The following is a 26,414-nucleotide window of genomic DNA, read 5'->3' as shown; positions in this document are numbered from 1 at the left end:
CGGTAGACGAGTACGGGGCGTGTCCGGAACCCGATCCGGACACGCCCCGTGGTGGTGCACGCCCGTGTGCGCCAGCGTGATCAGACCGTGGCGGCCGCCAGCTGGTCCTGCTCGTCGAGCGATCCGGCGTCCGTGCGGGGCATCGCGAGCGTGCACGCGAGGCTCAGCAGGGACACGGCCGCCAGCAGCAGACCGATCGCCAGGCTGCCGTAGACCGGCACCAGCGCCGCCGAGATGAGCGGCACCACGCCGCCACCGAGCACGCCGGCGAGGTTGTAGGAGATACCGGCTCCGGTGTAGCGGAAGCGGGTCGGGAACAGCTCGGGCAGCTGCGCACCGATCGGCCCGTACGCGATGCCGACGACGCCGAGCACGATCGACAGCCCGAGACCGAACGACCATGCCGTCCCGATGTCGATGATCGGGAACGCGATCACGCCCGCGACGACGGACGCGACGTTGCCCCACACCACCAGACGACGGCGGCCGAGCCGGTCGGACAGGATCGCCGACGCGATCGTCGTCGCCGCGAACACGAGACCGCCGACGATGCCGAGCGCGAGCACGGTCGTGCGCTCCAGGCCGAGCTGCGCCGTGCCGTACGTGGTCAGGTAGGTGACGCCGATGTAGAAGAACGCGAACACGGCCGTCGTCGAGCCGGCGCCGAGGAACACGGCCAGTGGACGGGCGGTGAACACCTCCGCGATCGGCAGCCTCGTCGACCCGGTCGTGACCTTCTTGTCCTGGAACGCGGCCGTCTCCTCCAGCTTCAGCCGGACGAACAGGCCGACGCCGACCAGCAGGATCGACGCGATGAACGGCACCCGCCAGCCCCACGCCGCGAACGCCTCGGTGCTCATGGTCAGCGCTGTGACCAGGAACGTGGCGCTGGCCAGCGCGAACGCCACGGACGGGCCGAGCTGCGGGTAGAGCGCGTACTTGCCGCGCGCCGTGGCGGGCGAGTTCTCCGCGGTCAGCAGCGTCGCGCCGGCCCACTCACCACCGACGGCGAGGCCCTGCAGGATCCGCAGGACCACCAGGATGATCGGGGCCGCCACGCCGATGGTCGCGGTCGTCGGCATCAGGCCGATCGCCAGCGTCGAGAAGCCCATCAGCATCAGCGTCGTGACCAGCGTGCCCTTGCGGCCGAGGCGGTCGCCGAAGTGTCCGAACAGGATCGACCCGAACGGCCGGGCGACGAACGCGACGCCGAACGTGGCCAGTGCCAGCGCCGTGCCGGCCGCCGCACCGAGCTCCGGGAAGAAAACCTTGTTGAACACGAGCGCGGCGGCGGTGCCGTAGATGAAGAAGTCGTAGAACTCGATCACGGTGCCGGTCATGCTGGCCATCGCGATGCGTCGCATCGACCTCGGCTGCGCCGGTGACCCGGCGGCGGCGTGTGTCACGGATCCTCCCCGATGTGGTGGTCGTGCCTCGACGTCCGTTTCGCCGGGCTCGGGGGAGTATCGGGACGAGGGTGGGTGCGATCTGTATCACGCACTACAGAACGGCCACGCAGCATGACTTTTCTGTCGAGCGTGAGCGCGCTCCGGGCGCCGCCACTACGTTGGGCGCCGTGAGCCTCGCCGTGGACGAACGTGCCGCCATCTGTGACGAGTTCGAGCGGGCCGGTCCCGACCGGCCCACCCTCTGTGAGGGCTGGACCAGTCGGGACCTGCTGGCGCACCTGCTCGTGCGCGAGCGCCAGCCGTGGGCCTCGCCGGGCATCGTCGTCTCCGCGCTCTCGTCGATCACCGACAACGCGATGGCCGGGTACGCGACGACCGCATGGCCGAACATGATCGACGAGCTGCGCAAGGGCCCTCCGCCCTGGTCGCCGTTCCGCATCGGCAAGGTCGACGAGGTCGCCAACGGTGCCGAGTTCTTCGTCCACCACGAGGACCTGCGGCGCGGCGAGGCCGGATGGGAGCCGCGGTCGTCGGACCTGGAGCGCGACGCCCAGCTGTGGGGGATGCTCGGGTCGATGGCGCGGATCCTGTTCCGGCGCAGCCCCGTGGGCCTCGTGCTGCAACGACCGGAGGGCGCCCAGCAGGTCGTCGCGACCGGGCAGGGTCTCGTCACGGTCGTCGGTGAACCCGGCGAGATCGTGTTGCACGCGTTCGGCCGGGACGCCGCCCGCGTCGAGATCACCGGGCTGCCTGCCGACGTCGAGAGCTACCGGGCCGCGCCCAAGGGGCTCTGACCTCCCGCCCGACCGGGTGGCGCAGCGTGACGGCATGTCACACGCGTCGCCGCGTTCCGTCGCGCGGGCGGGGCGGTACCGTCGGGGACCATGAGCACCGGCCCCGACGCCCACCCGCCCCGCCGGCCGTTCGGCGAGGTCCTGACGGCGATGGTCACGCCGTTCGACCGGGACGGCGAGCTGGACCTGGCGAAGGCCGAGGAGCTCGCGACGCACCTGGTGGACCTGGGCAACGACGGGCTCGTCGTGAACGGCACCACCGGTGAGGGGCCGACCACCAGCGACAAGGAGAAGGCCGAGCTCGTGCGCGCCGTCGTGTCCGCGGTGGGGGACCGGGCGACGGTCGTCGCGGGCGCCGGGACCTACGACACGGCGCACTCCATCGAGCTGGCCCGCTCCGCGGAGCGCTCCGGTGCGCACGGCCTGCTCGTCGTGACGCCGTACTACTCGCGGCCGCCGCAGTCCGGCCTGGTCGCGCACTTCACGGCCGTCGCGGACGCGACCGAGCTGCCGGTGATGCTCTACGACATCCCGCCGCGCAGTGTTATCCCGATCGAGCTCGAGACGCTGCAGCGGCTCGCGCAGCACCCGCGGATCGTCGGCGTCAAGGACGCGCGCAACGACCTGCGGGTCGGCACCGAGGTGCTGGCCACGACGACGTTGGCCTACTACTCCGGCGACGACCCGGTGAACCTGCCGTGGCTGTCGGTCGGGGCCGTCGGGTTCGTCAGCGTGATCGGGCACGTCGTCGCCGACCGGCTCCGTGCGATGCTGGACGCGTTCGAGGCGGGTGAGCACGACCGCGCCCGCGCCCTGCACTACGCGATGCTGCCGGTGATCCGCGCGATGGGGCGCGTCGGCGGTGCCGTGTTCGCGAAGACGGCGCTGCGGCTGCGCGGCATCGACGTCGGTGACACCCGGTTGCCGCTCCCACCCGCCACCGAGGAGCAGGTCACGGCCATCGCCGGGGACCTCGCCGTCGCGGGCGTCGCGCTCGACCCGGCCTCGCGGCCGGACGGTTCCCCCGAGCCGTACGGCCACGGCGCCCTCGGCTCCCGCACGCACACCGACCTCGGCGCCGAGGTCGCGTACCGCTGAGCCCGCCGGGCTCACCGAAGACATGTTCCGCACGGGCGCACGCCCGTGACCATTCGACAGACAAGAGGCAACGAACCCAGTGAGTCGTAGTTCCCAGCGTTCCGACCGACGCTCCCGCCCCGACAAGGGCCGCGACCAGGAACCGGTCACCAGCAGCGCCGAGCTCCCCGACGGCCCGCCGCCCGCCCTGGCCAAGGGCGGTCTGCGGGTGTTCGCGCTCGGCGGCATCGGCGAGGTCGGCCGCAACATGACCGTCTTCGAGTTCGACGGGCGCCTGCTCGTCGTCGACTGCGGGGTGCTGTTCCCGGCCGAGGACTCGCCCGGCGTCGACCTGATCCTCCCCGACTTCCGGGCGATCGAGGAGCGGCTCGACGACATCGACGCGATCGTGCTCACGCACGGTCACGAGGACCACATCGGCGCCGTGCCGTGGCTGCTGCGGATGCGCCCGGAGATCCCGGTCGTCGGCAGCCGCTTCACGCTCGCCCTGGTGGCCGCGAAGTGCAAGGAGCACCGGCTGACCCCGCGCCTGCAGGAGGTCGCCGCCGGTGACCGCGAGCGTCACGGCACGTGGGACTGCGAGTACTTCGCGGTCAACCACTCGATCCCGGATGCGCTCGCCGTCGCGATCCGCACCCCGGCGGGCGTCGTCCTGCACACCGGCGACATCAAGCTCGACCAGCTCCCGCTCGACGGCCGGTTGACCGACCTGGGCGGGTTCTCGCGCCTCGGCGAGGAGGGCGTGGACCTGTTCCTCGTCGACTCCACGAACGCCGAGGTCCCTGGCTTCGTCACGCCGGAGCGCGAGATCGGGCCGGTGATCTCGAACATGTTCGGCAAGTCCCGCTCGCGGATCATCGTGGCCTGCTTCGCCAGCCACGTGCACCGCGTCCAGCAGGTGCTCGACGCCGCTGTGGAGCACGGCCGCAAGGTCTGCCTGACCGGCCGCTCGATGGTCCGCAACATGGGTCTGGCGGACGAGCACTCCCTGCTGCGGATCCCGGACGGCCTGCTCGTCGACATCGACGAGGCGATGCGGCTGCCGGACGAGAAGCTGGTTCTGGTCTCCACCGGCTCCCAGGGCGAGCCGCTGGCGGCCCTGTCCCGGATGGCCCGCGGCGAGCACCGCAGCATCACGATCCACCCGGACGACACGATCATCCTGGCCAGCTCGCTGATCCCGGGCAACGAGACGTCCGTGTTCGCCGTGATCAACGGCCTGACCCGGCTCGGCGCGACGGTCGTCCACCAGGGCAACGCGAAGGTGCACGTCTCCGGGCACGCTCCGGCCGGCGAGCTGCTGTTCCTCTACAACGCGGTGCGCCCGTCGAACGTCATGCCGGTGCACGGCGAGTGGCGCCACCTGCGGGCGAACGCCGCGCTGGCCACCGCGACCGGCGTGCCGGAGGAGTCGGTGGTGATCGCCGAGGACGGCGTCGTCGTGGATCTCGTCGACGGGCGCGCGGCGATCACCGGCCGGGTCGAGGTCGGCCGGGTGTACGTGGACGGCCTGGCCGTCGGCGACATCGGCGAGACGACGCTCGGTGACCGGCTCACGCTCGGCGAGGGCGGCTTCATCGCGATCACGGTCGCGGTGGACACCAGGACCGGACGTGCCGTCTCGCGCCCGACGCTGGCCGGCCGCGGGTTCTCCGACGACCCGAAGGCGCTCGACGCGGTCCAGCCGCTCGTCGAGGACGAGCTCTCCAGGCTGGAGAACGAGGGTGTGACCGACACGCACCGCATCGCCCAGGGTGTGCGACGTGTGGTCGGCCGCTGGGTGGCGGACCACTACCGCCGCCGCCCGATGATCGTCCCGACGGTCATCGCGGTCTGACCCGCTCTCTCCCTTCCCCTCCCTCCCGCCCCCGCCTTCCCGAACGAACGGCACCTTCGGGCAACGTGATTGCTCGAAGGTGCCGTTCGTTCGGGGTGGGAGAGCTCAGCGCGCCGCTGCCGGCGCGCCGACGTGGATCGGCAGCGCGGCCATCTGCGTCTCGCCCAGCAGGCCGGTGATCCACGTCGGCTCCCCGCCGAGCGCCACCGCCGGGTGTTCGACGAGCGCGCCGAGCATCGCGCCGAGCACCGTCCGCGCCAGCGCCGCGCCGACGCAGTGATGCGGGCCGGGGAAGAACGACACGTGCGGGTTCGGCCGGCGCGACGGGTCGATCCGGTCCGGGTCGGCGAACACGTCCGGGTCGCGGTTCGCGGCGCCGAGAGGCAGGACCAGCACGTCGCCGTCGGCGAACGTGTGTCCGCCCAGCTCGACCTCGCCCCGCGCCCGCACGAGCCGGTCCACCGTGCCCGCTGCGCCCGGATCGAGACGCAGCAGCTCGTCCACCAGACCGGGCAGCGAGTCCGGGTCCGCGCGCAGTGACGCGACGAGTTCCGGGTCGCGCAGCACGCGGTGCACGCCGAGGCCGGTGACCATCGCCGTCGGCAGGTAGCCGGCCATCAGCAGCTGACCGACCAGACCGGTCACCTCCGCGTCGGTGAGCGCGAGGCCGTCGTCGGGAACGAGCCGGAACAGGTCGCCGACCAGGCCGTCCGAGTCCCGCTCGCCGACCACCAGCTCTCCGATGAACGCGAACAGTGTTGCGCCGCTCTCGGCCATCGCCTGTGGGTCGCTCCCGCCGAACATCGCGGCCGAGTCGTCGGACCACTGCGCGAAGTCCGGGCGCGCGGTGACGTCCACGCCGATCAGCGCGCCGATCGCGTCGATGGCGAGCGGGGCGGCGAGAGCCCGGACGACCTCCCCGCCACCCGCCACGGCCAGGCCGTCGACGAGCTCGCGGGCCCTGCTCTCGATCCTCGGCCGCAGGTCCGCGATCCGGCGCGCGCTCATCGCGCCGGCCAGCGGTCGTCGCAGACGCTGGTGTGCCGGCCCGTCCATCATCATCAGGAAGCCCGCCTGTGCGGCCTGCTCCCGCTCGTCGTCGGAGCCCTCGACGATGCCCGGCACGAACCCGGCCAGCGCCGGTTCGGCGATCGCCTCCCGGATGTCCGCGTGCCGGGTGAGCAGCCAGGCCGGCCCGCTCGCGAGCATCACCCTGCTGACCGGTTCGGACGCCCTGAGCTCGGCCAGCCGCGGTGGTGGGTCCATCGGCGAGCCACCGGTGAACGGGTAGTCGGCCATCGGTCCTCCTCGTCAGCGTGGCAATGCACCTGCATGGTATCCGGCTGTCGTTCGCCATGCATCCGCATTGCCATGCTGGCGGGAGGTCCCCGGGTGCCGGCTCCGGGAGGGGCATGATGGCCCGGTGCCCCGTCAGGTCGATCACGCGCAGCGCCGCCGCGAGATCGCGGACGCGCTGTGGCGGGTCGTCGCCGACCAGGGCGTCGACGCCGTCAGCCTCCGCCGGGTGGCGGGCGAGGCGGGCGTGTCGATGGGCCTGGTCCAGCACTACTTCCACACCCGCGACGAGATGCTGCTGTTCGCGTTCGAGATCGTCGGGGAACGGGTCGCCGAGGAGTGCGGGCGACTGCTGTCCGAGATGGACGACCCCGGCCCGCGGGATCGCGTCCGGGTGCTGCTCACGCAGTGGCTCCCGATCGACGAGCGCCGTCTCCGTGAGGCCAGGGCGCTCCTCGCCCACCTGGTCTCCGGGCGGGACGACGTGATCACCCGCTCGGTCCGCGACGGCGTCGGGCAGCTCCGCGGGCACGTCGCGTCGGAGATCGCCGCGGCGGGCGCCGTCGACGACCCTGCGCTGGCGACGACCGTCCTGCTCGGTCTCGCGGACGGGCTCACCGTCCACGTCCTCGGAGCCGGGCTCGACCCGCAGGACGCACTGCGTGCCCTGGACGCCGGCCTGGACGCCGCCTTCGGCCCGGAGCCTCCAGCCTCGACATGAACGTCAACGCTCTCCGGCGGAGATCGTTCGACCGTCACGTCCATCTCGGCGGGGGATGGCCCGGCCCTGGGCGGAGTCGCCTCGCCTGCTGACGTCCGGCGCGCGCTGATCCGGAGTTCGCGCTCGGGCCGGGCGAACGCACGCGCCCGGTCAGGCGCGTTCTCCGGATCACCGCGCGTTCTCCGGATCACCGCGCGTTCTCCGGATCACCGCGCGCTCTCCGGATCACCGTGCGTTCTGCCGGACGGGCTGCGACGGGAGCGCGGCGTTTCTGCGGTCGGTGTCGGCCGGACCGCGGTCCGGCCGGGCGTGACGTTTCCGGCGGCGGCCGGGTCCGCGTCGGTGCCCGGTTCTGTCGGTCCTCGGCGCTACCGTGAGGCAATGGCAACTCGCGGGGGCACGTCCAGGACCACGGCGCGGGCCGCCGCCACCGGACGGGGTCGTTCGGGGGGCGGCCGGTCGGGAAGCGGCCGTGGCGGGTCGCGTCGTCCCGCGGGCGGGAAGGGCAGGCAGCCCCAGCGCAGGCCGCCGCGTCGCCAGGGCCCCGACCTGATCGACCGGTCGATCGACGCGGTCGGCCGCGGGATCGTGCGGATCGGAAGGGCGGGCGGCCGCGCGATCGGCCGGACCAGGGACATCGACCCGGCGCACCGACGGGACGGCCTCGGGTTCGGGTTCCTGGTGCTGGCCGTGATCGCCGCCGCGGGGATCTGGTTCGAGGCCGGGGGAGTGGTCGCCCACTGGTTCACCTACGGGGTGGGCGCCGTGATGGGCGTGGCGGGCGTGCTCCTGCCGGTGCTGCTGCTGCTCGTCGGCGTCGTGCTGGTGACCACGCCGTCACACCCGGAGGCCCGGCCGAGGATCGTGGCGGGCGCGCTGCTGCTCGCGCTCGGCGTGCTCGGGCTGGTGCATCTGGCCACCGGCGCGCCGTCGGACCCCGCGCAGTGGCGCACCGGCGGCGGGGCGCTCGGCTACGTCGCCGCCACGCCGTTGACCACCGGGTTGACGGCCTGGGTCGCCGTCCCGGTGCTCGTGCTGCTGACCGCGTACGCGCTGCTGCTGCTCACCGGCACGCCGGTGCGCGAGGTCCCGGCCCGGTTCCGCCGCCTGATGGGCGAGGTCCCCGAGGACGAGAGCGCGGACGCCGACGCCCCGAAGACGGTGGCCGACGCCGTCGCCGAGAAGGAGGCGGGCGAGGACGCTCCGCCGGCGCGGAGGCGCCCGAGCCGTCGGCGCCAGCAGGCCAGCGAGGCCGACGCGTTCCGCACCGAGGAGGGCGAGCACGCGCCCGCTCCCGAGGAGACACGGGGCGAGCAGGCGCCCAAGCCCAAGCGGCCGGCGAAGCCCGTCGTCGAGACCCCGCCCGCCGAGGACACGCCCCCGTCGGACGGCGAGCAGCTGTCGATGGCCATCCGCGAGCCGATCGTGGAGACCGAGTACACGCTCCCGCCCGCCGACATGCTCGAGGTCGGACCCGTCGCCAAGGCCCGGTCCACGGCGAACGACGCCATGATCGAGGCGATCACCGGCGTGCTGGACCAGTTCAACGTGGATGCCCAGGTCACCGGCTTCACCCGCGGCCCGACGGTCACCCGCTACGAGATCGAGCTCGGCCCCGCCGTGAAGGTCGAGAAGATCACGCAGCTGCAGCGGAACATGGCCTACGCCGTGGCGAACGACAACATCCGCCTGCTCGCCCCGATCCCCGGCAAGTCCGCCGTCGGCATCGAGGTGCCGAACACCGACCGCGAGATGGTCCGCCTCGGCGACGTCCTGCGCTCCGCGAGCGCGCGTACCGAGCAGCACCCGATGGGCATCGGGCTGGGCAAGGACATCGAGGGGCACTACCTCGTCGCGAACCTGGCGAAGATGCCGCACCTGCTGGTCGCGGGCTCCACCGGGTCGGGTAAGTCGAGCTTCGTGAACTCGATGCTGGTGAGCCTGCTGTCCCGGGCCACGCCGGACGAGGTCCGGATGATCCTGATCGACCCGAAGATGGTCGAGCTGACGCCGTACGAAGGCATCCCGCACCTGATCACGCCCATCATCACCCAGCCGAAGAAGGCCGCCGCGGCGCTGGCCTGGCTGGTGGAGGAGATGGAGCAGCGCTACCAGGACATGCAGGCCAACCGGGTCCGGCACATCGACGACTTCAACCGCAAGGTCCGCTCCGGCGAGATCGTCGCGCCGCCGGGCAGCGAGCGGGTGTACCGGCCGTACCCGTACATCATGACGATCGTCGACGAGCTCGCCGACCTGATGATGACCGCACCCCGGGACGTCGAGGACGCGATCGTCCGGATCACCCAGAAGGCCCGTGCGGCCGGCATCCACCTGATCCTGGCGACCCAGCGGCCGTCCGTGGACGTCGTCACCGGCCTGATCAAGACGAACGTCCCGAGCCGGCTGGCGTTCGCGACGTCGTCGCTGACCGACTCCCGGGTCATCCTGGACCAGCCGGGCGCCGAGAAGCTGATCGGTATGGGCGACGCGCTCTACCTGCCGATGGGGGCGGGTAAGCCGACCCGCATGCAGGGCGCGTTCATCGACGACGACGAGATCGCCCGGGTCGTCGCGTTCACCAAGGAGCAGGCCGAGCCCAGCTACACCGAGGGCGTCACGGCGCAGAAGGCCGGCGAGAAGAAGGAGATCGACGCCGACATCGGCGACGACCTCGACGTGCTGCTGCAGGCCGCCGAGCTGATCGTGACCTCGCAGTTCGGGTCGACGTCGATGCTGCAGCGCAAGCTGCGCGTCGGCTTCGCCAAGGCCGGACGCCTGATGGACCTGCTCGAGACGCGGCACATCGTCGGACCGTCCGAGGGCTCGAAGGCGCGCGACGTTCTCGTCAAGCCGGACGAGCTGGAGAACGCGCTCTACCTGATCCGCGGGGGAGGGACGGCCGACGGCTCTCCGGTGGACGAGGACGACGAGCAGGACGAGGACGACGACCGCTGACGTGAGGTGGGTCGCTCGACCGGCCTTTCCTGCGGTCTCGGGTTAACCGGACCGTTACGGACGTGCGAGAGTGGTACGCCCGTTTCGACGCAGGAGGTCGCACGACGTGTTCTGGAGCAAGCGCCGCCGCGGTGGCGGTCGCGGGACGACCGACCGGCACGCCCTGCTGCCGATCCCGCTGACCGGAGGCGTGCTGAGCGGCCAGGTTCGGGACACGGCGGGCGCTCCGCTGCCGGGCAGCGCGGTCACCGTGCTGGACGCGGCCGACCGCGAGATCGTGCGCGTCGAGGCCGACCCGTACGGGCAGTTCACGTCTGCGCTGATGCCGGGCCGCTACCGGGTGCGCGCCGAGGCCGGTGGCTACCGGGCGGAGACCGAGAGCGTCGAGGTCCAGTGGGGCACGCACTCGGAGATGGGTTCGTTCGGCCTGACCGAGGACCCGGAGCTGCGCCCGCCGCGACCGGGCATCTACGTGATCGACCCGGACCACTCGTCGGTCCGGTTCGTCGCCCGCCACATCGGGATGTCCAAGGTGTACGGGCGGTTCAACAGGTTCTCCGGGCAGCTCCGGATCACCGAGCCGTTCGAGGAGTCCTCCGTGGACGTCGTCATCGAGTCGGCCAGTGTGGACACGAACGTCGAGGCCCGGGACACACACCTGCGTTCGGCCGACTTCCTGGACGTCGAGCGGTTCCCGGAGCTGCGCTTCGCGAGCGTGCGGGTCGTCCAGCACGGTGGGAACCACTGGACCGTCGACGGTGATCTCACGCTGCACGGGCTGACCAGCGACGTCGCGCTGGACACGACGTTCCTGGGCAACGCGGAGTGGAACGGGGAGCGGATCGGCGCCGTCGCGACCACGTCGCTGCACCGCGAGCACTTCACGCTCAACTGGCAGCAGACGATCGCGAAGGGACTCCCGGTCGTCGGGTCCACGATCGACATCACGCTCGACGTGCAGGCGGTCCGGCAGTGATGCCACCGGCGAAGCCGTGCTGCCGCCACGCCTCGTAGACGGCGATCCCGACCGCGTTCGCGAGGTTCAGCGACCGCGAGCCGCCCACCATCGGCAGACCGACCCGTGCGGTGGCACGGTCCGCCTCGGCGTCCGGTAGCCCGTCCGACTCGCGCCCGAACAGCAGCACATCGCCCGCGGCGTAGGCGACGTCGGTGTACGACCGGTCCGCCGCCGTCGTGAACGCCCACACCGACGGCGCGGGAGCGATGCCGTCGAGGTGGGCGCGGAACGCGTCGGAGTCGGTGTGCACCCGGACGTCGGCCAGCTCGTGATAGTCCAGCCCGGCCCGCCGGACCTGCCGTTCGGCCAGCGAGAACCCGAGCGGACCGACGAGGTGCAGCTCGGCCCCGGTGTTGGCCGCCAGCCGGATCACGTTGCCGGTGTTCGGCGGGATCTCCGGGGCGTGCAGCGCGATGCGGAACACGCGGCAGAGCCTGTCACTCGTACCAGGTGCCGAAGCTCCACAGGTTGCCCTCCGGGTCGCGGAGCTCGCAGATGCGGCTGCCGTAGTCGACGTCCGTCGGCTCGTGCACGACGGTCGCCCCGGCCGCGACGGCGGCGGCGAAGCGGCCGTCCGGGTCGTCGGTGACGACGTGGATCGCCCCGGAGCCGGGGGGCGGCATCTCGCCGCACTCGGCCGCCGGGCCGAGCATGACGCCTCCGGCCTGCCCGGACGGGCCGGTCCAGGTCAGCTCGGCGTGGTGGACGGTCTGCCCGTCGGCGTAGACGACGCGCTCGGTGAACCCGAACGCCTCGACCAGGAAGCGGATCATCACGCGGGGGTCGGTGCAGGCCAGGCTCGCCCACACGCTGGGAACGTCGCTCATGGGACGAGATCCTGGCGCTGCGGCGCCGCCGGAGTCTTGGACGAACCGGATCCGCCGGACGGCCGAGCAGCGCGGCGGGTCGTCTCCGGTTGTGCCACAGTGCGACTCGACCGGGTGACGCGCGGGCACCGGCGGGGAGGGCGGACCGGGTGAACGGGGTGGCCACCGCGGGAGGGGGTCGGGTCGAGCGGCGCGCGCAGGGTGATCTCGCCCAGGTCGTCGAGCTCATCCTGGACAAGGGCCTCGTCATCGACGTGTGGGCGAAGATCTCGATCATCGGTCTGGAGCTGATCACGATCCAGGCCCGGATCGTCGTCGCCAGCGTGGACACCTACCTGCGCTACGCGGAGGCCGTCGGACGGCTCGAGCAGTCCTCGGGGGACTCCGGGATCGAGAAGCTCCTCGGCGGAGGCGGCGGCTCCGGCTCGGGGCAGAAGAAGCCCGGCCGCAAGCGCGAGATCGCCGCCGGCGTGCTCGAGGGCGGCAAAGAGTGGCTGCAGGAGCTGCGCGAGGAACGCCGGTCGCAGAAGGAGGAGTCGCGATGACGAGTGCGATGGCGGTGCGGGGCGCGGGCGCGCGGCACCTGAGAGCGGTTCCTGATGCCGCGGTTCCTGATGCTGCGGTTCCCGATGCCGCCGTCCCCGATCTCTGGCCGACGCCCGGCGAGAGACTGCGGGCGGCGGGGGAGCGGGTGCTCGTCGCGCTCCTCGACCGGCTGTCCGCGATGGCCCTGGAGAAGGTCGACGACCTGGCCGGATCCCTGGAGCGGATGGCGCAGGAGGGTGGACCGGGCGTCGGTGCCGCGATCGGGGCGGCCAGGGCGATGGCGCAGGGCCGCAACGCCGTGTGGGGCGCGATCAAGGGCGGGTTCGCCGCGCTCGCGGCGTGGGCGAAGGTGCTGGTCGGGGTCGTGCTGGCGCTCTCGCCGGTGCTGCTGCTCGTCGCGCTGGTGGTGCTGGTCGTGGCCCTGCTCGTGTGGGCCGTCGTGGCGGCGGTGCGGTCGGCGGCCTGACGCCACCCGAGCAGACACCCGGTAGGTGGCTCGGAGTGAGCGCCCCGGCGCCCACCCCAGGGCGGCCGCTCGGTCGGCCGCTCGCGCGGGCACCCGTCGGACGGCTCAGAGCGAACGCTCGGCCAGCCACTCCGTCGCGGTGAGGCCCGCCAGATCCCGGAAGTCCCGAGCCAGGTGCGGCTGGTCCGCGTAGCCGCAGACGGCGGCCACCTCGGCCAGGCCGGGGCGCGCCGGCGAGCGCAGCAGGCCCAGAGCGCGCTCGAAGCGGATCAGCCGGGCCGCCGTCTTGGTGCCCAGCCCGGTCTCGGCCCGGAAGCGCGCGCCCAGGTGGCGCCTGCTCCAGCCGACGTCGGCGGCCAGGTCCTCGACCCTCGCCGTGCCGCCGGTGCTCATCAGCCGGTCCCAGGCCCGTGCGAGCTCCGGAGCCGGGACCGACGGCCGCTCGCGGGTGTCCAGCAGGTCGCAGAGCCACGCGTCGAGCAGGGCGAACCGGGCCGGCCATGTCGGGGTCCCGTGCAACCGGTCGAGCAGCGCGTCCAGCCCGGGAAGCAGCACGGCGAGGTCGACGACGTCGCCGGCCAGCTCCCCGGCGGGCAGTCCGAGCAGCGCGCGGGCACCGCGCCACGTCAGCTCCAGCTGCATGCCGGTCTGCGCCGGACCGGTGGCGAGCACCGCGGGCGCGTCGTGCAGCCCGGCGACGGAGCTGACGAACCGTCCGGGACCGCGCGCGGGGTCCGGAGCCTTCAGGACCTCGACGTCGCCGTCGAGACAGAGCACGACGGTCAGGTGCCCGCCGGGCACGCCCTGGTGCGTCCCGGGAGGACCCGCACCCTGCCGCCACGCCCAGATCTCCCGCACGTGCTCGCGCAGCCGGGCCGAGGTCCGCCAGCGGTGGGTGCCGTCGGTCTCCACCGTCGGGATCGCCGGTCCCGCCATGGCGACCAGGTTAGAGGGTCAGCAGCATCCGGACGTTGCCCAGCGTGTTCGGCTTGACGTGCGCGAGGTCCAGGAACTCGGCGACGCCCGCGTCGTAGGACCGCAGCATCGCGGCGAACACGTCCGCCGACACCGGGGTCCCGTCGATCTCGGCGAACCCGTGCCGGGCGAAGAACTGCTTCTCGAACGTCAGCACGAACACCCGGGACAGGCCGAGCTCGCGCGCCCCCGCGATCAGCGCGTCGACGAGCGCGTGCCCCACCCCGTGCCCGGTGACCTCGGGATGCACGGCGACCGTGCGGACCTCGCCGAGGTCCTCCCACAGCACGTGCAGCGCACCGCAGCCGACCACACGCCCGTCGAGCTCGGCGACGAGGAACTCCGGCACCGTCTCGTAGAGCGTGACCGTCTCCTTGTCCAGGAGCACCCGCCCGGCGTAGGAGTCGACGAGGTCGCGGATCGCGCGCACGTCGGGCGTGCGGGCTCGGCGGACGGTCAGGCCGGACACGGGTCGAACCGTAGACGGGCACGCAGAGCGGCCGCGTCGCGGCGTCTACCCTTGGGTCGTGTCCCCTGCAGAACCCCGTCGTGCCGCCCTGCTCACGCTCGGCTGCGCCCGCAACGAGGTCGACTCCGAGGAGCTGGCCGGTCGCCTCGCCGGCAGCGGGTGGGAGCTGGTGGACGCCGAGTCCGGTGAGCCGGACGTCATCGTCGTCAACACCTGCGGGTTCGTCGAACAGGCGAAGAAGGACTCGATCGACACCGTGCTGGCCGCGTCCGACGTGGCGCGCCCGGCGGGTGCGAAGGTCGTCGCCGTCGGGTGCCTGGCCGAGCGCTACGGCGCCGAGCTGGCCCGCGATCTCCCCGAGGCGGACGCCGTGCTCGGTTTCGACGACTACCCGGAGCTCGGCGAACGCCTGTCCGACGTGCTCGGCGGGCACGCCCCGGCCCCGCACGTCCCGGTCGACCGCCGCACGCTGCTGCCGATCAGCCCGGTGCAGCGCCCCGCCGCCACCGCCGACGTGTCGGTGCCCGGCCACGAGTGGGTGCCGGACCTGGGGCGCGTGGGAGAGGAGCCCCGGCGGGACGGCCGTCGGCGCCGCCTGGCCGACGGCCCGGTCGCCTCGCTGAAGCTGGCCTCGGGCTGCGACCGTCGCTGCTCGTTCTGCGCGATCCCGTCGTTCCGCGGCAGCTTCGTGTCCCGCCCGCCCGCCGACGTGCTCGGCGAGGCGGCGTGGCTGGCCGAGCAGGGCGTCCGCGAGCTCGTGCTGGTCAGCGAGAACTCGACGTCCTACGGCAAGGACCTGCCCGGCGGGACGCGCGCGCTCGTCGACCTGCTGCCCCGGATCGGCGCGCTGCCCGGGATCGAGCGGGTGCGGGTCGCCTACCTGCAGCCCGCCGAGCTGCGCCCCGACCTGCTCGCGACGATCGCCGGCACCGAGGGCGTCGCACCGTACTTCGACCTGTCGTTCCAGCACGCCAGCGGCCCGCTGCTGCGCCGGATGCGCCGGTTCGGGTCCCGGACCGACTTCCTCGACCTGTGCGCGCGCATCCGCGAGCTGGCCCCCGAGGCCGGGATCCGGTCGAACGTGATCGTCGGCTTCCCCGGCGAGACCGAGGAGGACCTGGCCGAGCTGGAGGCGTTCCTCACCGGCGCCCGGCTGGACGCCGTCGGCGTGTTCGGCTACTCCGACGAGGACGGCACCGAGGCCGAGGGTTTCGACGGCAAGCTGGACCCGTCCGAGGTCGCCGCGCGCGTCGCGCGGATCTCCGAGCTGGCCGACGAGCTGATGACCCAGCGTGCCGAGGACCGGATCGGCACCGAGGTCGTCGTGCTCGTCGAGCGCGCGGAGTCCGAGGAGGACGACTGCGCGGGCCGCGCCCTGCACCAGGGGCCGGACGCGGACGGCGAGTGCGTGTTCCCCGACGCGTTCCTCGACGACACCGACCTGGCTCCCGGCGACCTCGTGCGTGCCCGGGTGGTCGGCAGCGAGGGCGTCGACCTGCTCGTCGAGGCCGTCGAGGTGCTGCCGCGCGCCGACCGGCTGGAGGCGGCGGTCGCCCCATGAGCGAGCGTGCGAGCTCGTCATCGAGCAGAGCAGCGCCGCGAACGCGGTCGCCGAGCGCCGGCGGGGAGGACTCGTGAGCGCGCCGTCGGAACGGACGCCCGGCTCGTCGCTGCCGGTCCGCGGGGCCGCGCCGCTGCTGAACATCGCGAACGCGCTGACCTGCCTGCGCCTGCTGCTGGTCCCGGTGTTCGTGGTCGTGCTGTTCACCGACGGCGGCACCGACACGCGCTGGCGGCTGGCCGCGTTCGCCGTGTTCGCCGTCGCCGCGTTCACCGACCGGCTCGACGGGCAGCTGGCCCGCCGCCGCGGACTGGTCACCTGGTTCGGGGCGCTCGCCGACCCGATCGCGGACAAGGCACTGACCGGGGCCGCGTTCATCGGGCTCTCGATACTCGGCCAGGTGCCGTGGTGGATCACCGTGGTGATCATGGGCCGGGAGATCGGCATCACCGTCATGCGGCTGTGGGTGGTGCGCCGCGGCACGGTGATCCCGGCCAGCCGGGGCGGGAAGGCGAAGACGGCCGCGCAGACGCTCGCGATCGGCCTGCTGCTCCTGCCGGTGCTCCCGTCGATCGCGACGGCGATGGTCGCCGTCCAGTGGGTCGCGCTGCTGGTCGCGCTCGTGCTCACGGTCGTGACCGGCGTCGACTACGTCGTGCGCGCGCTGCGGGCGCCCGCGGCGTCCGGATCACCCGTCGACGGCTGAGCCGGGGGTCGTGTTCGCCGTCAGCGGACACGGTCGGCCGGTGTCGGCGGCGACGGCGGCGGGGGCGAGTCGGTACGGTGGGTCGGACCGGGCGGTCACGCACGTGGTGTCCGGTCCGGACGGACGGAGGAGGGCTCATGCTGTTGCGGGAGGCCATCGGCAGTGGCCTGCGACGCGCTCGGACCCTGCGCCGTCGCACGCTGCGGGACATCTCGCGGGCGGCACGGGTGAGCCTCGGCTACCTCTCCGAGGTCGAGCGCGGGCGCAAGGAACCGTCCAGCGAGCTGCTCGCCGCGATCTGCGAGGCACTCGACATCACCGTCGCGGACCTGCTCGTCGAGGTCGCCGCGGAGATGGCCGTCTCCGGCCCCGCCGTCGGTGCCGGCGCGCGGACCGACGAGGTGCTCGTCCCGATCGGGCAGCGCCACGCCGAGCTGCGGCTGGCCGGCCGACCGGCCGGCATGGGGTCCGGCGCGAAGTCCGGCACCCCCGTCGCGTCGGCCGCTTGAGATCTCCTCAGGCGCCTGTTCCGCAGGTGGACCCGCGGGTCGCCGGGTAACGACACGGCGATAGTGTCCGGTCGCACTGGCACCAGGTGTCGACCCGGTGACAGGATGGGTGGGGCCGAACACGGCTGTCGCAGGGGGAACGCGGGGTCGTCCGGATCGGTGCAGCCCGAGAACGGGCACTGTCAGCGATGTCGCACGCGGAGGTAGTCGGGTCAGATGGCCAACGGATTCACGAAGTTCTTCAGCTATCTGTCGGCACTGTTCTCGTCGAAGGTGGACGAGCACGCGGACCCGAAGGTCCAGATCCAGCAGGCCATCGAGGACGCGCAGAAGCAGCATCAGCAGCTCTCCCAGCAGGCCGCGTCGGTGATCGGCAACCAGCGACAGCTCGAGATGAAGCTGAACCGCCAGCTCGGCGAGATCGAGAAGCTGCAGTCCTCGGCGCGCCAGGCTCTGGTGCTGGCCGACCAGGCCCGTGCACAGGGTGACGAGCAGAAGGCCCAGCAGTACGAGCAGGCCGCCCAGTCCACCGCGACGCAGCTGGTCACGGCCGAGCAGAACGTCGAGGACCTCAAGACGCTGCACGACCAGTCGATCGGCGCGGCCGAGCAGGCCAAGCAGGCCGTCGAGCGCAACTCGATGATGCTGCAGCAGAAGATCGGCGAGCGGACGAAGCTGCTCAGCCAGCTCGAGCAGGCCAAGATGCAGGAGCAGGCCGCCAAGTCGCTGCAGAGCATGAGCGAGCTGTCCGCCCCGGGCAACGCGCCCTCGCTGGACGAGGTCCGGGACAAGATCGAGAAGCGCTACGCGAACGCGCTCGGCGCGGCCGACCTGGCGCAGAACTCGGTCCAGGGCCGGATGCTGGAGGTCCAGCAGGCGACCACGGACATGGCGGGCGCCAGCCGCCTGGAGCAGATCCGCGCGTCGATGGAGGGCCGTCCGGTCGCTGGCGAGGTCGGGCAGGGCACGACCCAGCAGATCCCGGCCGCGCCGCAGTCCAACCCGGCGCCGGCGCAGAACCCGCAGCAGACCCAGCAGCAGCCGGGTACCGCCTGACCCCCCTTTCCTCCCGAACGAAGGTGCCGTTCGAGCAATCACATTGCTCGAACGGCACCTTCGTTCGCTTCGGGGAGGTGCGCTGGGCGGTCTCTAGCGGCGGACGGCTCCGCGACGGGCCGGGCGTTGCGGTCGCGGGGCGGGTCCGGACTGGCAGTGTGGGCACCAGTACGTGACGCGTGCGTACGGTGCGCGGCCCTGGTCGGCGACCAGGACGCGTGTCCCGCACCGGCGGCACGGCCTGCCGCCCCGCTCGAACACCCAGTGTGCCTCGCCACGGGCCAGCGAGCCCGTCGTCGTCTGCTCAGGACGGTCCGCATTGGACAGCAGGAGCTTGCGGCACAACGCGATCACGCCCGGCAGGTCCGGTGTGTCGCGCACCAGCACCCAGGGCGTCAGCCCCAGCAGGAAGCACACGTCGTTGCGGTAGAGGTTCCCGACGCCCGCCATCACCCGCTGCTCCAGCAGCGCCAGCCCCAGCTCGTGCTCCCCGCGGGCGGTGAGCCGGCGCAGCGCCTCGGCGGCGTGCTCGTCGCCCCAGTCCGGGTCGAGCAGGTCCGGGCCGAGGTGCCCGACGAGCCGGTCCTCGTCGTCGGTCGGCAGCAGCTCCATGTCGTGCAGCGCGAACCCGACCGCGACCCGCTCGGACGTCTCCAGCACCGCCCGCGCCTCGTGCGCGACCCGCTTCCACCGGTCGCCCGGCCGGTACAGGTGCCACGAGCCGTCCATCCGGAAGTGGCTGTGCAGGCTGCGGCCGTCGTCGAAGCGCGTGAACAGGTGCTTCCCGACGGACGCGACGCCGGTGACGGTCAGACCGGCCAGATCGTGGTCGACGAGTGCGGGGTGGCGCAGCTCGCCGCGCAGTAGCCGATGCCCGGTGAGCGCCACGTGCAGGCGCTTCCCGGCCAGGTAGACGGTGTCACCCTCGGGCACCCCGCGACGGTACTGCTCGCCGGGCGCCGTCGCGCGCCTGCCGCACTCCGGAGCTCGGTGTCGCACCCCGGAGCTCGGTGTCGCACCCCGGAGCTCGGTGTCGCACCCCGGAGCTCGGTGTCGCACCCCGGAGCTCGGTGTCGCACCCCGGAGCTCGGTGTCGCACCCCGGAGCTCGGTGTCGCACCCCGGAGCTCGGTGCCGCACCCCGGAGCCCGGTGCCGCACCCCGGAGCCCGGTGTCGCACCCCGCGCCGGCGTGTCGCACCCGTTGCGGCGGATGCGACACGCCGAGACGGGGTGCGGCAGTCCGGCTCGTGTGCTGCCGGAAGCGGGTCAGCTCCGGCCCGCCGCCGCCACGAACGCGGGGACGGCATCGGCGCCGGACACCGCGTCCGCGCTGATCACCTCGTCGACGGAGCGCCCGCGCAGCACCTGTTTGATCGGCTTCTCCAGCTTCTTGCCGGTCAGCGTGCGCGGCACCGCCGGCACCGCGGCGACCAGGTCCGGTACGTGCCGTGGGGACAGTTCCCGCCGCAGCGCGCCCGCGATCCGCGTGCGCAGGTCGTCGTCGAGCTCGGCGCCGTCGACCAGCGCGACGAACAGCATCAGCTCGCCGGACCCGCCCTCGCTGTCCTCCAGGTGCACGACGAGCGAGTCCGCCACCTCCGGCAGCTCCTCGACGACGGTGTAGAACTCGGCCGTGCCCAGGCGCACCCCGCCCCGGTTCAGCGTGGCGTCCGAGCGGCCGGTGATCACGCAGCTGCCGCGCTCGGTGAAGTACACCCAGTCCCCGTGACGCCAGATGCCGTCGTAGGTGTCGAAGTAGGCGTCGCGGTAGCGCGAGCCGTCCTCGTCGTTCCAGAACGACACCGGCATCGACGGCATCGGCGCCCGCAGCACGAGCTCTCCCAGCTGCCCGACGACCGGGTTCCCGGCCTCGTCGAACGCCGTCACGTCGCAGCCGAGGGCCACGCCCGCCATCTCGCCGCGGTAGACCGGCTGCCACGGACTGCCACCGACGAACCCGCTGCACACGTCCGTGCCGCCGCTGAACGGGTTGACGATCAGCTCCGGCCCGAGCTTCTCGTAGAGCCAGTCGAACGCCTCCGCAGGCAGCGGCGCGCCGGTCGTGCCGATCATGCGCAGCTCCGGCCACGTCGGTGGCGTGATGCCCTCCTTGCGGCAGGACATGATGTAGCCGGGGCTCAGGCCGAGCAGCGACACGCCGGCCTCCGCCGCGAGCTTCCACTGCGCCCCGAGGTCCGGCCAGAGCGGGTTGCCGTCGAGCAGCACGAGCGTCCCGTGCCGGAGCAGACCGGAGATCGTGATGTTCCACATCGCCCACGCCGTCGTCGTGAACCAGAACATCCGCTCGCCGGGACGGACCTCCATCAGCAGGCCGAACAGCTTGAGGTGCTCCATCAGGATGCCGCCGTGGCCGTGCACGATCGCCTTCGGCAGGCCGGTGGTGCCGGAGGAGAACAGGACGTAGAGCGGGTGGTCGAACGCGACCCGGTCGAACTCCGGTGCCGCCGCCTCGGACAGGAAGTCGGTCCAGGACAGCGCGTCCGGTACCGGGTGGTCGCCGTAGTCGAGTGCGACGACGTGCTGCACCGTCGGCAGGCCCGCGCGGATGGTCTCGAGCTCGTCGCGGTGGTCGATGACCTTCTCCCCGTAGCGGTACGACGAGACCGCGATCAGCACCGTCGGCTCCACCTGGCCGAGCCGGTCCACGACGCTGCGGGCGCCGAACTCCGGCGCGCAGGCCGCCCAGATCGCGCCCAGGCTGGCCGCGGCCAGGAACACGACGATCGCCTCCGGCACGTGCGGCACGTACGCGGCGACCCGGTCGCCGTGGCCGACGCCGAGCCGGATCAGGCCCGCGCGGGCCCGTCCGACCTGGTCGCGCAGCTCTCCGTAGGTCATCTCGAGCGGGTCGCGGGTCTGCGAGCGGGCGATGATCGCGAGGTCGTTCTCGTCGGAGGCCGGGTCGTCCAGCGCGCCCACCATGTGCTCGGCGTAGTTCAGGCGGGCGCCCGGGAACCACTCGGCCCCCGGCATCTCCGTGCGGCCGAGCACCTGGTCACCACGCTCACCGCGCACGCCGAAGTGGTCCCAGATCGAGGCCCAGAACGCCTCCGGCCGGTAGAGCGACCAGCGCAACAACTCGTCGTAGGAGCCGACGTCCGGGCCGCCGTTCGCGGCCAGCCAGTCCCGGTACGAACCGAGCCCGGTGCCCTCGGGAGATCCCGGTTCGCGGAGGACTCTTCCGGGCGGGGGGACGGCGTCGTCGCTCATGGTCGAGATGATGCAGGTTCGCCGTCAGGGGGGAAAGCGGTACGCGCGAGCCCGTGCGGTTAGGGTCGGGCGGTGCTGTACCGGGTGCTCGTCGTGCTGGCCGTCCTGCTCGTGGCGGCCGCCTGTGGCAGCAGCAACGCCGTCACGGTGACCGGCCCGGAGCCCACTCTTCCGAACGGCGTCGTGCCCAGCGCGACGCTGGACGACCTGCGCACGAAGCTCGCGTCGATCAGCCAGGACGAGTGCGCCCGCGAGGACCCGGCCGGCGTCTACAAGGGGTGCGGGCGGTTCATCGGCGAGGTCGAGGCGGCGCTGCCCGCCGTCCGCGACCGTGCCCCGCGGGCAAGCGGTGCCGCCGATGCCGTGCAGCGCGGGGTCTCCACGTTCACCGGCGACGGCTGCGTGGCCGCGCCGAATGCCGGACCGGCCGGCGACCCGGCGACCTGCGGTCCGGCCCTGGCCGCGGTGCAACAGGACCTGCGCACGATGGTCGCGGCCGTCGGCCGGTGACCGGTCAGCACTGTCTGTTCGCTCGGCGAGCCTCGCTCACGAGACCGTCAGGGTCCGCCACTGCTCGGAGATCACCGACCACGGTGCCGTGCGGCCGGTGGCCAGGGAGAGGTTCGCGCCGGGCTCGCCGACCGGTCGCACGTCGGAGAACCAGGGGCGCAACGACTCCGGCTGCTCACCGAGGTACAGCACGGTGTCCTTGTCCTCGCTGGGCGGCGGGAAGTAGCCGTAGCTGCGGTTGCCGCTGTACGCCTCCGGGAGCCCGACCTCGTCGGAGTACGCGTCCAGATAGGACGCGTAGATGTAGGACCCGCCGACGACGGCCGTGTGCTCCCTCTGCTCGGGCGGCAGCGAGCGGTAGGCCTCGGCGGCCTGCTGGGTGAAGCGCTCCGGCGTCGCCGGGTCGGCGGACGGTCCGGACACCCACAGCGCCGCCGCGGCCACGACGATCCCGATCCCGAACCACGGCCACACCCGTCGCGGCGCCCCGCGGGCCTCCCGGCGCCGCTGCAGGCCGACGGCACCGGCCGCGATCAGCACGCCGAGCATGCCGGCCAGGTAGTAGAACCGGCCCTCGGTCACGACGAACACGACGTAGAGCACCAGCGCGGAGACGCCGAGGAAGCGGTACGGCCGCAGGTCGGGGCCGCGCAGGAACCGGACCAGCCCGTAGACGGCGAGCACGGTCCCCGGGAACCCGGCGATCACGACGAGCAGCACGGCGACGCCGGGGCGCCCGCCGTAGAGGTACTGGGCCTCGTCCGCGGCAACCGTCGCCATCCCCAGCTGCGGCCAGCCGTGCACGGCCTGCCAGATCATCGTCGGCGCCGCGACCAGGGCGGCGACCACCGCGCCCGCCCACAGCGCCGGACGCCGGAACAGCTCGCGCGGGCCGACGACGGCGACGGCGAGCACCAGCACCGCGCAGAGTCCCAGCACCTGGAACTTCGTCTCGATCGCGATCCCGACGACGACGCCGAGCACGAGCAGCAACCGGTCGTCGCGGCGGTTCGTCCAGCGGGCCAGCAACCACGCGATCAGCAGCCACTGCAGTGGCTCCAGCGCGTACGGCGTCAGCCAGTGCCCGGAGAACGACAGCCACGCCGCCGTCGCCTGCGCACCTGCCGTGATCAGCTGGGCCCTGCGGTCCCCGCCGAGCTCGCGGGCCAGCAGCGCCGCGACGACAACGGCCGCCGCGGTGGCGAGGATCGCCGGCACCCGCAGCGCGACCATCGAGCCGGGCGCGATCGCGTCGGCCGCAGCCGCGAGCAGGGGCACGACGGGTGGCTGGTCGGCTGAGCCCCAGTCGAGGTGGTGCCGGCCGACGGCCAGCATGAGGACCTCGTCGAGCCAGTAGCCGCGCCCGGCGATCGCGAACCCGAGATGGGCCAGCGCGGTCAGCGCGGCGATCACGAACACCGGTGCGCGGGCGAACGTGGGCACCGACGGTGACGCCGCTTCTCGGGTGGTCGGGACGGTCTGCACGGGGATCCCTCCTGCTCTCCGGCTCCTACCGGCCCAGTCGATCGCAGAAGCCGATCGTCCGCTGCGGCCGGGGGAGGGCTCCCGGAGCAACTTTCGTTGTTCCTTGCCGTGCTGTGTGGCGGTCCCGCCGCGGTGCGGGCCTCCTGCCCGGCTTATTGACCTGAAGTCAGGTGTAGCTTGCACGGTGGTGGCATGGCATACGACACAGCCCTCGTCACCGGGGCCGGGACCGGGTTCGGTCTCGCCCTCACCACCGCACTGGCCCGCCGCGGCACGCGGGTCACGACCGTCGCGCGGGACGCCGACCGGCTCGCGGCCGCTGTCTCCGGGCTGCCCGGCGTCACCGTCGCCCCGGGCGACATCACCGACCCGACGTTCCGCGCCGCCGTCGCCGACCGGCTCGGGGAGCGGTTGGACCTGCTCGTGCACAACGCTGGTGAGCTCGGCCCGTCCCCGCTTCCGCCACTGGCCGACTACCCGCTCGATGCGCTGCGCGCCGTCCTGGAGACGACGGTCGTCGCGCCGCTGGGTCTCACCAGGCTGCTGCTCCCTGCGCTGCGGCGGTCGCCCGCGCCCGCCGTCGTGACGCTCAGCTCCGACGTCGCCGTCGAGGCGTACCCGGGGTGGGGCGGGTACGGCGCGGCGAAGGCGGCGCTGGATCGTCTCGCGACCCAGCTCGGGGTCGAGGAGCCCGGGATCCGCGTGCACGCGTTCGATCCCGGCGACATGCGCACGGCCATGCACCAGGCCGCGTTCCCGGGGGAGGACATCTCGGACCGCCCTGAGCCGGAGACGGTCGTGCCCGCTCTGCTGCGACTGCTCGACGAACGCCCGCCGAGCGGTCGGTACCGGGCGTCCGACCTGGCCGGGAGTCCGGCGTGAGGCGCGGCGATCCCGGCCGCGGGGCCGGCGCCGGACGCGCCGCGAACCGCCCGACCGAGGGGTGGGCGGGCGCCGGTCCGGCGGGTGGCGAGCAGCCCGGACGCACGGCTGCGAGCGCCGCCCGCGCCGAGCCCTGGCGACGCGCGCAGGCCGCGACCCGGTTCACGGTGCCGCCGCAGCTGTCCGCGGACCGTCCGCCGGAGGCACGTGGTCTGGCCCGCGACGAGGTGCGGCTGCTCGTCGCGGCGGCACACCGGCCGATCCGGCACACGCGGTTCACCGGCCTCCCCGCTGCGCTGCGGCCGGGGGACCTGATCGTGGTGAACACGTCGGACACCGAACCCGCCGCGCTGGACGGCGTGCGCGAGGACGGCCGCCCGGTCGTCGTCCACGTGTCCGGACCGGATCCGGACGGCGGTGACGCCATCGGGGGCGACCGCAGCGGGATCGCCGGCAGCGACGGGCCCGGTCGCGCCGACCGTGCCGGCAGCATCGTCGTGGAACTGCGGTCGCCGGACGGGGAGCGGGTCGGCGACGGTCGGGCGGGGGAGACGGTCACCCTGCCCGCCGGGGCCGTGCTGCGGCTGGTCGCCGGCTACCCGGATCGTTCGACGACGTCCGGGAACCGCCTGTGGCGTGCGACCCTGCCGGTCGAGGGCGGCCTGCCCGGGTACCTCGCCGCCGTCGGGCGCCCCATCCGCTACGGCTACCTGCGCGCGCCGCGACCGCTGCAGGACTACCGGACCGTCGTCGCGTCCCGGACCCCCGGCGAGCTCGCCGGAGCCGAGATGCCCAGCGCGGCGCGTCCGTTGTCCGGTCGGGTGCTGGACGGGCTGCGCGCCAGGGGCGTCGGCCTCGCGACGATCACGCTCCACGCCGGGGTGTCCTCTCCGGAGGCCGACGAGGTGCCGCTGCCGGAGCGCTACCGCGTCCCCGCCGGGACGGCCGCCGCCGTGAACGCGACCCGTGCGGCCGGGCGGCGCGTGGTCGCCGTCGGGACGACCGTCACCCGCGCGCTGGAGACGGTCGCGTCGCCGGACGGGACGGTCCGCTCCGGAGAGGGGTGGACCGACCTGGTGCTGGGGCCGGACCGGCCGGTGCGCACCGTGACCGGGCTGGTCACCGGCTGGCACGAGCCGGAGGCGTCGCACCTGCTGCTGCTCGAGGCCGTCGCCGGGCCCCGTCTGGTCGGCCGCGCCTACCGGTCCGCACTCGGCCGCGGCTACCTGTGGCACGAGTTCGGCGACTCGTGCCTGGTGCTGCCCGCGCTCGGGTGATCTCGTTGTTGCGGGCCGACCGGGCGTCGCCGACGATGACGGTTCGAGCATTCGCGGGAGGTCGCGTTGGTCACGATCAACGAGGACGACGAGCTGTCGCAGGCCGCCGTGTGGGCCATTCAGGAAGGGATGTGCGACGAGCTGAGGCTCCTGCTCGACGAGGAGCCGTGGCTGGCGCTGGCCTGGTTGCGCGACGCCGACCCGTTGTCGAACGTCTCGTGGTCGCTGCTCCACGTGGTGACCGGGTGGCCCGGGCACTTCCAGGACGGCCCGGTCAGTGTCGGGTTGCTCGTCGAGGCCGGTGCGAACGTGAACGCCCGGTTCCGCGGGGAGCACGAGGAGACGCCGCTGCACTGGGCGGCGAGCAGCGACGACGTCGATGTGCTCGACGCGCTGCTCGATGCCGGGGCCGACATCGAGGCGCGCGGCGCGGTGATCGGCGGCGGGACACCGCTGGCCGACGCTCGGAGCTACAAGCAGTGGCGAGCCGCGTTCCGCCTGGTCGAACGGGGTGCGACGACGACGCTCGTCGACGCCGCGACGCTCGGCCTGCTCGATCGTGTGGAGCGTGCGTTCGCGAACGGCGAGCCGCCCGGGCAGGACGACGTCGACGCCGCGTTCTGGGGAGCGTGCCACGGCGGCCGGACCGAGACCGCCGACTTCCTGCTCGGCCGTGGCGCCGACCTGGACTAGGTGCCGCCGTGGGCACGGCTCACGCCGCTCGACGCCGCGGAGCGCGAGCAGGCCGGGGACCTCGTGGCGCTGCTCCGCGGCCGCGGGGC

25 protein-coding genes are annotated in these 26,414 nt (G+C 73.2%); 16 read left to right on the top strand and 9 right to left on the bottom strand.

The features are described from left to right. Positions 1 to 80: 80 nt before the first annotated feature. Positions 81 to 1,406, bottom strand: a complete 1,326-nt coding sequence (locus EV378_RS05575; RefSeq protein WP_243653302.1) for an MFS transporter — start codon at positions 1,404 to 1,406, stop codon at positions 81 to 83. Between the two features lie 170 nt (positions 1,407 to 1,576). Here EV378_RS05575 and EV378_RS05570 point away from each other — a divergent pair, with 170 nt between their 5' ends. The 3 genes from EV378_RS05570 to EV378_RS05560 all read left to right on the top strand — a co-directional run bounded on the left by EV378_RS05570 (position 1,577) and on the right by EV378_RS05560 (position 5,138). Beyond that, on the top strand, positions 1,577 to 2,203 hold the full coding sequence (locus EV378_RS05570) for a TIGR03085 family metal-binding protein (protein WP_132421631.1): 627 nt from the start codon (positions 1,577 to 1,579) through the stop codon (positions 2,201 to 2,203). Positions 2,204 to 2,293: 90 nt separating this feature from the next. After that, positions 2,294 to 3,301, top strand: a complete 1,008-nt coding sequence (dapA, locus tag EV378_RS05565; RefSeq protein ID WP_132421630.1) for a 4-hydroxy-tetrahydrodipicolinate synthase — start codon at positions 2,294 to 2,296, stop codon at positions 3,299 to 3,301. Between the two features lie 187 nt (positions 3,302 to 3,488). Further along, on the top strand, positions 3,489 to 5,138 hold the full coding sequence (locus tag EV378_RS05560) for a ribonuclease J (RefSeq protein ID WP_243653573.1): 1,650 nt from the start codon (positions 3,489 to 3,491) through the stop codon (positions 5,136 to 5,138). Between the two features lie 105 nt (positions 5,139 to 5,243). Here the strand turns inward: EV378_RS05560 and EV378_RS05555 are convergent, their stop codons facing one another. Continuing rightward, positions 5,244 to 6,437 (bottom strand): cytochrome P450, encoded by a 1,194-nt coding sequence (locus tag EV378_RS05555; RefSeq protein WP_132421628.1) that lies wholly within the window; start codon positions 6,435 to 6,437, stop codon positions 5,244 to 5,246. A gap of 124 nt (positions 6,438 to 6,561) precedes the next feature. Between EV378_RS05555 and EV378_RS05550 the strand changes: the two genes are divergently transcribed. From EV378_RS05550 to EV378_RS05540, 3 genes are all read left to right on the top strand, one after another. Continuing rightward, entirely contained in the window at positions 6,562 to 7,155 is a 594-nt protein-coding gene (locus EV378_RS05550; protein WP_132421627.1) for a TetR/AcrR family transcriptional regulator, read from the top strand. A gap of 381 nt (positions 7,156 to 7,536) precedes the next feature. Next, entirely contained in the window at positions 7,537 to 10,113 is a 2,577-nt protein-coding gene (locus tag EV378_RS05545; RefSeq protein ID WP_132421626.1) for a DNA translocase FtsK, read from the top strand. A 106-nt stretch (positions 10,114 to 10,219) separates the two neighbouring features. Continuing rightward, positions 10,220 to 11,089 carry a YceI family protein gene (locus EV378_RS05540; RefSeq protein WP_243653301.1) on the top strand — a complete coding sequence of 290 codons (870 nt, stop codon included), beginning with the start codon at positions 10,220 to 10,222 and terminating at the stop codon, positions 11,087 to 11,089. Here EV378_RS05540 and EV378_RS05535 read toward each other — a convergent pair. Next, the gene (locus EV378_RS05535) at positions 11,058 to 11,555 is read right to left on the bottom strand and encodes a tRNA (cytidine(34)-2'-O)-methyltransferase (protein ID WP_132421625.1); all 498 of its coding nucleotides are present in this window, start codon (positions 11,553 to 11,555) and stop codon (positions 11,058 to 11,060) included. The two genes, EV378_RS05540 and EV378_RS05535, sit on opposite strands and share 32 nt — an antisense overlap. A 13-nt stretch (positions 11,556 to 11,568) precedes the next feature. After that, positions 11,569 to 11,958, bottom strand: a complete 390-nt coding sequence (locus tag EV378_RS05530) for a VOC family protein (protein WP_132421624.1) — start codon at positions 11,956 to 11,958, stop codon at positions 11,569 to 11,571. Positions 11,959 to 12,116: 158 nt separating this feature from the next. Here EV378_RS05530 and gvpJ point away from each other — a divergent pair, with 158 nt between their 5' ends. Both gvpJ and EV378_RS05520 read left to right on the top strand, forming a co-directional pair. Then, positions 12,117 to 12,503 carry a gas vesicle protein GvpJ gene (gvpJ, locus tag EV378_RS05525; RefSeq protein ID WP_243653300.1) on the top strand — a complete coding sequence of 129 codons (387 nt, stop codon included), beginning with the start codon at positions 12,117 to 12,119 and terminating at the stop codon, positions 12,501 to 12,503. Beyond that, the gene (locus EV378_RS05520) at positions 12,500 to 12,970 is read left to right on the top strand and encodes a hypothetical protein (protein WP_132421622.1); all 471 of its coding nucleotides are present in this window, start codon (positions 12,500 to 12,502) and stop codon (positions 12,968 to 12,970) included. Before gvpJ ends, EV378_RS05520 begins: the two co-directional genes overlap by 4 nt. A 105-nt stretch (positions 12,971 to 13,075) precedes the next feature. Here the strand turns inward: EV378_RS05520 and EV378_RS05515 are convergent, their stop codons facing one another. Both EV378_RS05515 and EV378_RS05510 read right to left on the bottom strand, forming a co-directional pair. After that, positions 13,076 to 13,906 (bottom strand): helix-turn-helix domain-containing protein, encoded by an 831-nt coding sequence (locus EV378_RS05515; RefSeq protein WP_132421621.1) that lies wholly within the window; start codon positions 13,904 to 13,906, stop codon positions 13,076 to 13,078. Positions 13,907 to 13,916: 10 nt separating this feature from the next. Then, a complete protein-coding gene (locus tag EV378_RS05510; RefSeq protein ID WP_132421620.1) occupies positions 13,917 to 14,414 on the bottom strand; it encodes an amino-acid N-acetyltransferase in 498 nt (165 codons plus the stop codon). A gap of 58 nt (positions 14,415 to 14,472) precedes the next feature. Between EV378_RS05510 and EV378_RS05505 the strand changes: the two genes are divergently transcribed. The 4 genes from EV378_RS05505 (at position 14,473) to EV378_RS05490 (ending at position 18,246) form a co-directional block, all read left to right on the top strand. Further along, entirely contained in the window at positions 14,473 to 15,975 is a 1,503-nt protein-coding gene (locus EV378_RS05505; protein ID WP_243653299.1) for a MiaB/RimO family radical SAM methylthiotransferase, read from the top strand. Positions 15,976 to 16,048: 73 nt separating this feature from the next. Continuing rightward, the gene (pgsA, locus tag EV378_RS05500; protein ID WP_132421619.1) at positions 16,049 to 16,681 is read left to right on the top strand and encodes a CDP-diacylglycerol--glycerol-3-phosphate 3-phosphatidyltransferase; all 633 of its coding nucleotides are present in this window, start codon (positions 16,049 to 16,051) and stop codon (positions 16,679 to 16,681) included. A gap of 137 nt (positions 16,682 to 16,818) precedes the next feature. After that, complete coding sequence (locus EV378_RS05495; protein WP_132421618.1) at positions 16,819 to 17,190, top strand: helix-turn-helix domain-containing protein; 372 nt, start codon at positions 16,819 to 16,821, stop codon at positions 17,188 to 17,190. A gap of 216 nt (positions 17,191 to 17,406) precedes the next feature. Continuing rightward, positions 17,407 to 18,246, top strand: a complete 840-nt coding sequence (locus tag EV378_RS05490) for a PspA/IM30 family protein (protein ID WP_132421617.1) — start codon at positions 17,407 to 17,409, stop codon at positions 18,244 to 18,246. 93 nt (positions 18,247 to 18,339) lie between these two features. Here EV378_RS05490 and EV378_RS05485 read toward each other — a convergent pair whose 3' ends face one another. Together EV378_RS05485 and EV378_RS05480 are read right to left on the bottom strand one after the other, a co-directional pair. Continuing rightward, on the bottom strand, positions 18,340 to 19,179 hold the full coding sequence (locus tag EV378_RS05485) for a DNA-formamidopyrimidine glycosylase family protein (protein ID WP_132421616.1): 840 nt from the start codon (positions 19,177 to 19,179) through the stop codon (positions 18,340 to 18,342). A 334-nt stretch (positions 19,180 to 19,513) separates the two neighbouring features. Then, positions 19,514 to 21,478 (bottom strand): acetoacetate--CoA ligase, encoded by a 1,965-nt coding sequence (locus EV378_RS05480; RefSeq protein WP_132421615.1) that lies wholly within the window; start codon positions 21,476 to 21,478, stop codon positions 19,514 to 19,516. Between the two features lie 72 nt (positions 21,479 to 21,550). Here EV378_RS05480 and EV378_RS05475 point away from each other — a divergent pair, with 72 nt between their 5' ends. Next, positions 21,551 to 21,988 carry a hypothetical protein gene (locus EV378_RS05475; RefSeq protein ID WP_132421614.1) on the top strand — a complete coding sequence of 146 codons (438 nt, stop codon included), beginning with the start codon at positions 21,551 to 21,553 and terminating at the stop codon, positions 21,986 to 21,988. Between the two features lie 36 nt (positions 21,989 to 22,024). On the opposite strand, the gene EV378_RS05470 is transcribed toward EV378_RS05475, so the two are convergent. After that, positions 22,025 to 23,473 carry a glycosyltransferase family 39 protein gene (locus EV378_RS05470; RefSeq protein WP_132421613.1) on the bottom strand — a complete coding sequence of 483 codons (1,449 nt, stop codon included), beginning with the start codon at positions 23,471 to 23,473 and terminating at the stop codon, positions 22,025 to 22,027. Positions 23,474 to 23,665: 192 nt separating this feature from the next. Between EV378_RS05470 and EV378_RS05465 the strand changes: the two genes are divergently transcribed. The 3 genes from EV378_RS05465 (at position 23,666) to EV378_RS05455 (ending at position 26,325) form a co-directional block, all read left to right on the top strand. After that, positions 23,666 to 24,355, top strand: coding sequence for an SDR family NAD(P)-dependent oxidoreductase (locus tag EV378_RS05465; protein ID WP_132421612.1), 690 nt, complete (start codon positions 23,666 to 23,668; stop codon positions 24,353 to 24,355). Further along, on the top strand, positions 24,352 to 25,632 hold the full coding sequence (locus tag EV378_RS05460; protein ID WP_132421611.1) for an S-adenosylmethionine:tRNA ribosyltransferase-isomerase: 1,281 nt from the start codon (positions 24,352 to 24,354) through the stop codon (positions 25,630 to 25,632). The genes EV378_RS05465 and EV378_RS05460 overlap by 4 nt, the downstream gene beginning before the upstream one ends. Before the next feature lie 66 nt (positions 25,633 to 25,698). Continuing rightward, positions 25,699 to 26,325 (top strand): ankyrin repeat domain-containing protein, encoded by a 627-nt coding sequence (locus EV378_RS05455; RefSeq protein WP_207908582.1) that lies wholly within the window; start codon positions 25,699 to 25,701, stop codon positions 26,323 to 26,325. Positions 26,326 to 26,414: the final 89 nt, after the last annotated feature.

Source organism: Pseudonocardia endophytica, assembly GCF_004339565.1.
Lineage (GTDB): Bacteria > Actinomycetota > Actinomycetes > Mycobacteriales > Pseudonocardiaceae > Pseudonocardia > Pseudonocardia endophytica.
This window is presented reverse-complemented; position numbering and strand designations above follow the sequence as displayed.

Bases quoted from the DNA above. Each gene is read 5' to 3' on its own strand.
- dapA (WP_132421630.1), top strand. From the start codon at position 2,294: ATGAGCACCGGCCCCGACGCCCACCCGCCCCGCCGGCCGTTCGGCGAG.
- EV378_RS05555 (WP_132421628.1), bottom strand. From the start codon at position 6,437: ATGGCCGACTACCCGTTCACCGGTGGCTCGCCGATGGACCCACCACCG.
- EV378_RS05545 (WP_132421626.1), top strand. From the start codon at position 7,537: ATGGCAACTCGCGGGGGCACGTCCAGGACCACGGCGCGGGCCGCCGCC.
- EV378_RS05530 (WP_132421624.1), bottom strand. From the start codon at position 11,958: ATGAGCGACGTTCCCAGCGTGTGGGCGAGCCTGGCCTGCACCGACCCC.
- EV378_RS05520 (WP_132421622.1), top strand. From the start codon at position 12,500: ATGACGAGTGCGATGGCGGTGCGGGGCGCGGGCGCGCGGCACCTGAGA.
- EV378_RS05515 (WP_132421621.1), bottom strand. From the start codon at position 13,906: ATGGCGGGACCGGCGATCCCGACGGTGGAGACCGACGGCACCCACCGC.
- EV378_RS05495 (WP_132421618.1), top strand. From the start codon at position 16,819: ATGCTGTTGCGGGAGGCCATCGGCAGTGGCCTGCGACGCGCTCGGACC.
- EV378_RS05490 (WP_132421617.1), top strand. From the start codon at position 17,407: ATGGCCAACGGATTCACGAAGTTCTTCAGCTATCTGTCGGCACTGTTC.
- EV378_RS05480 (WP_132421615.1), bottom strand. From the start codon at position 21,478: ATGAGCGACGACGCCGTCCCCCCGCCCGGAAGAGTCCTCCGCGAACCG.
- EV378_RS05465 (WP_132421612.1), top strand. From the start codon at position 23,666: ATGGCATACGACACAGCCCTCGTCACCGGGGCCGGGACCGGGTTCGGT.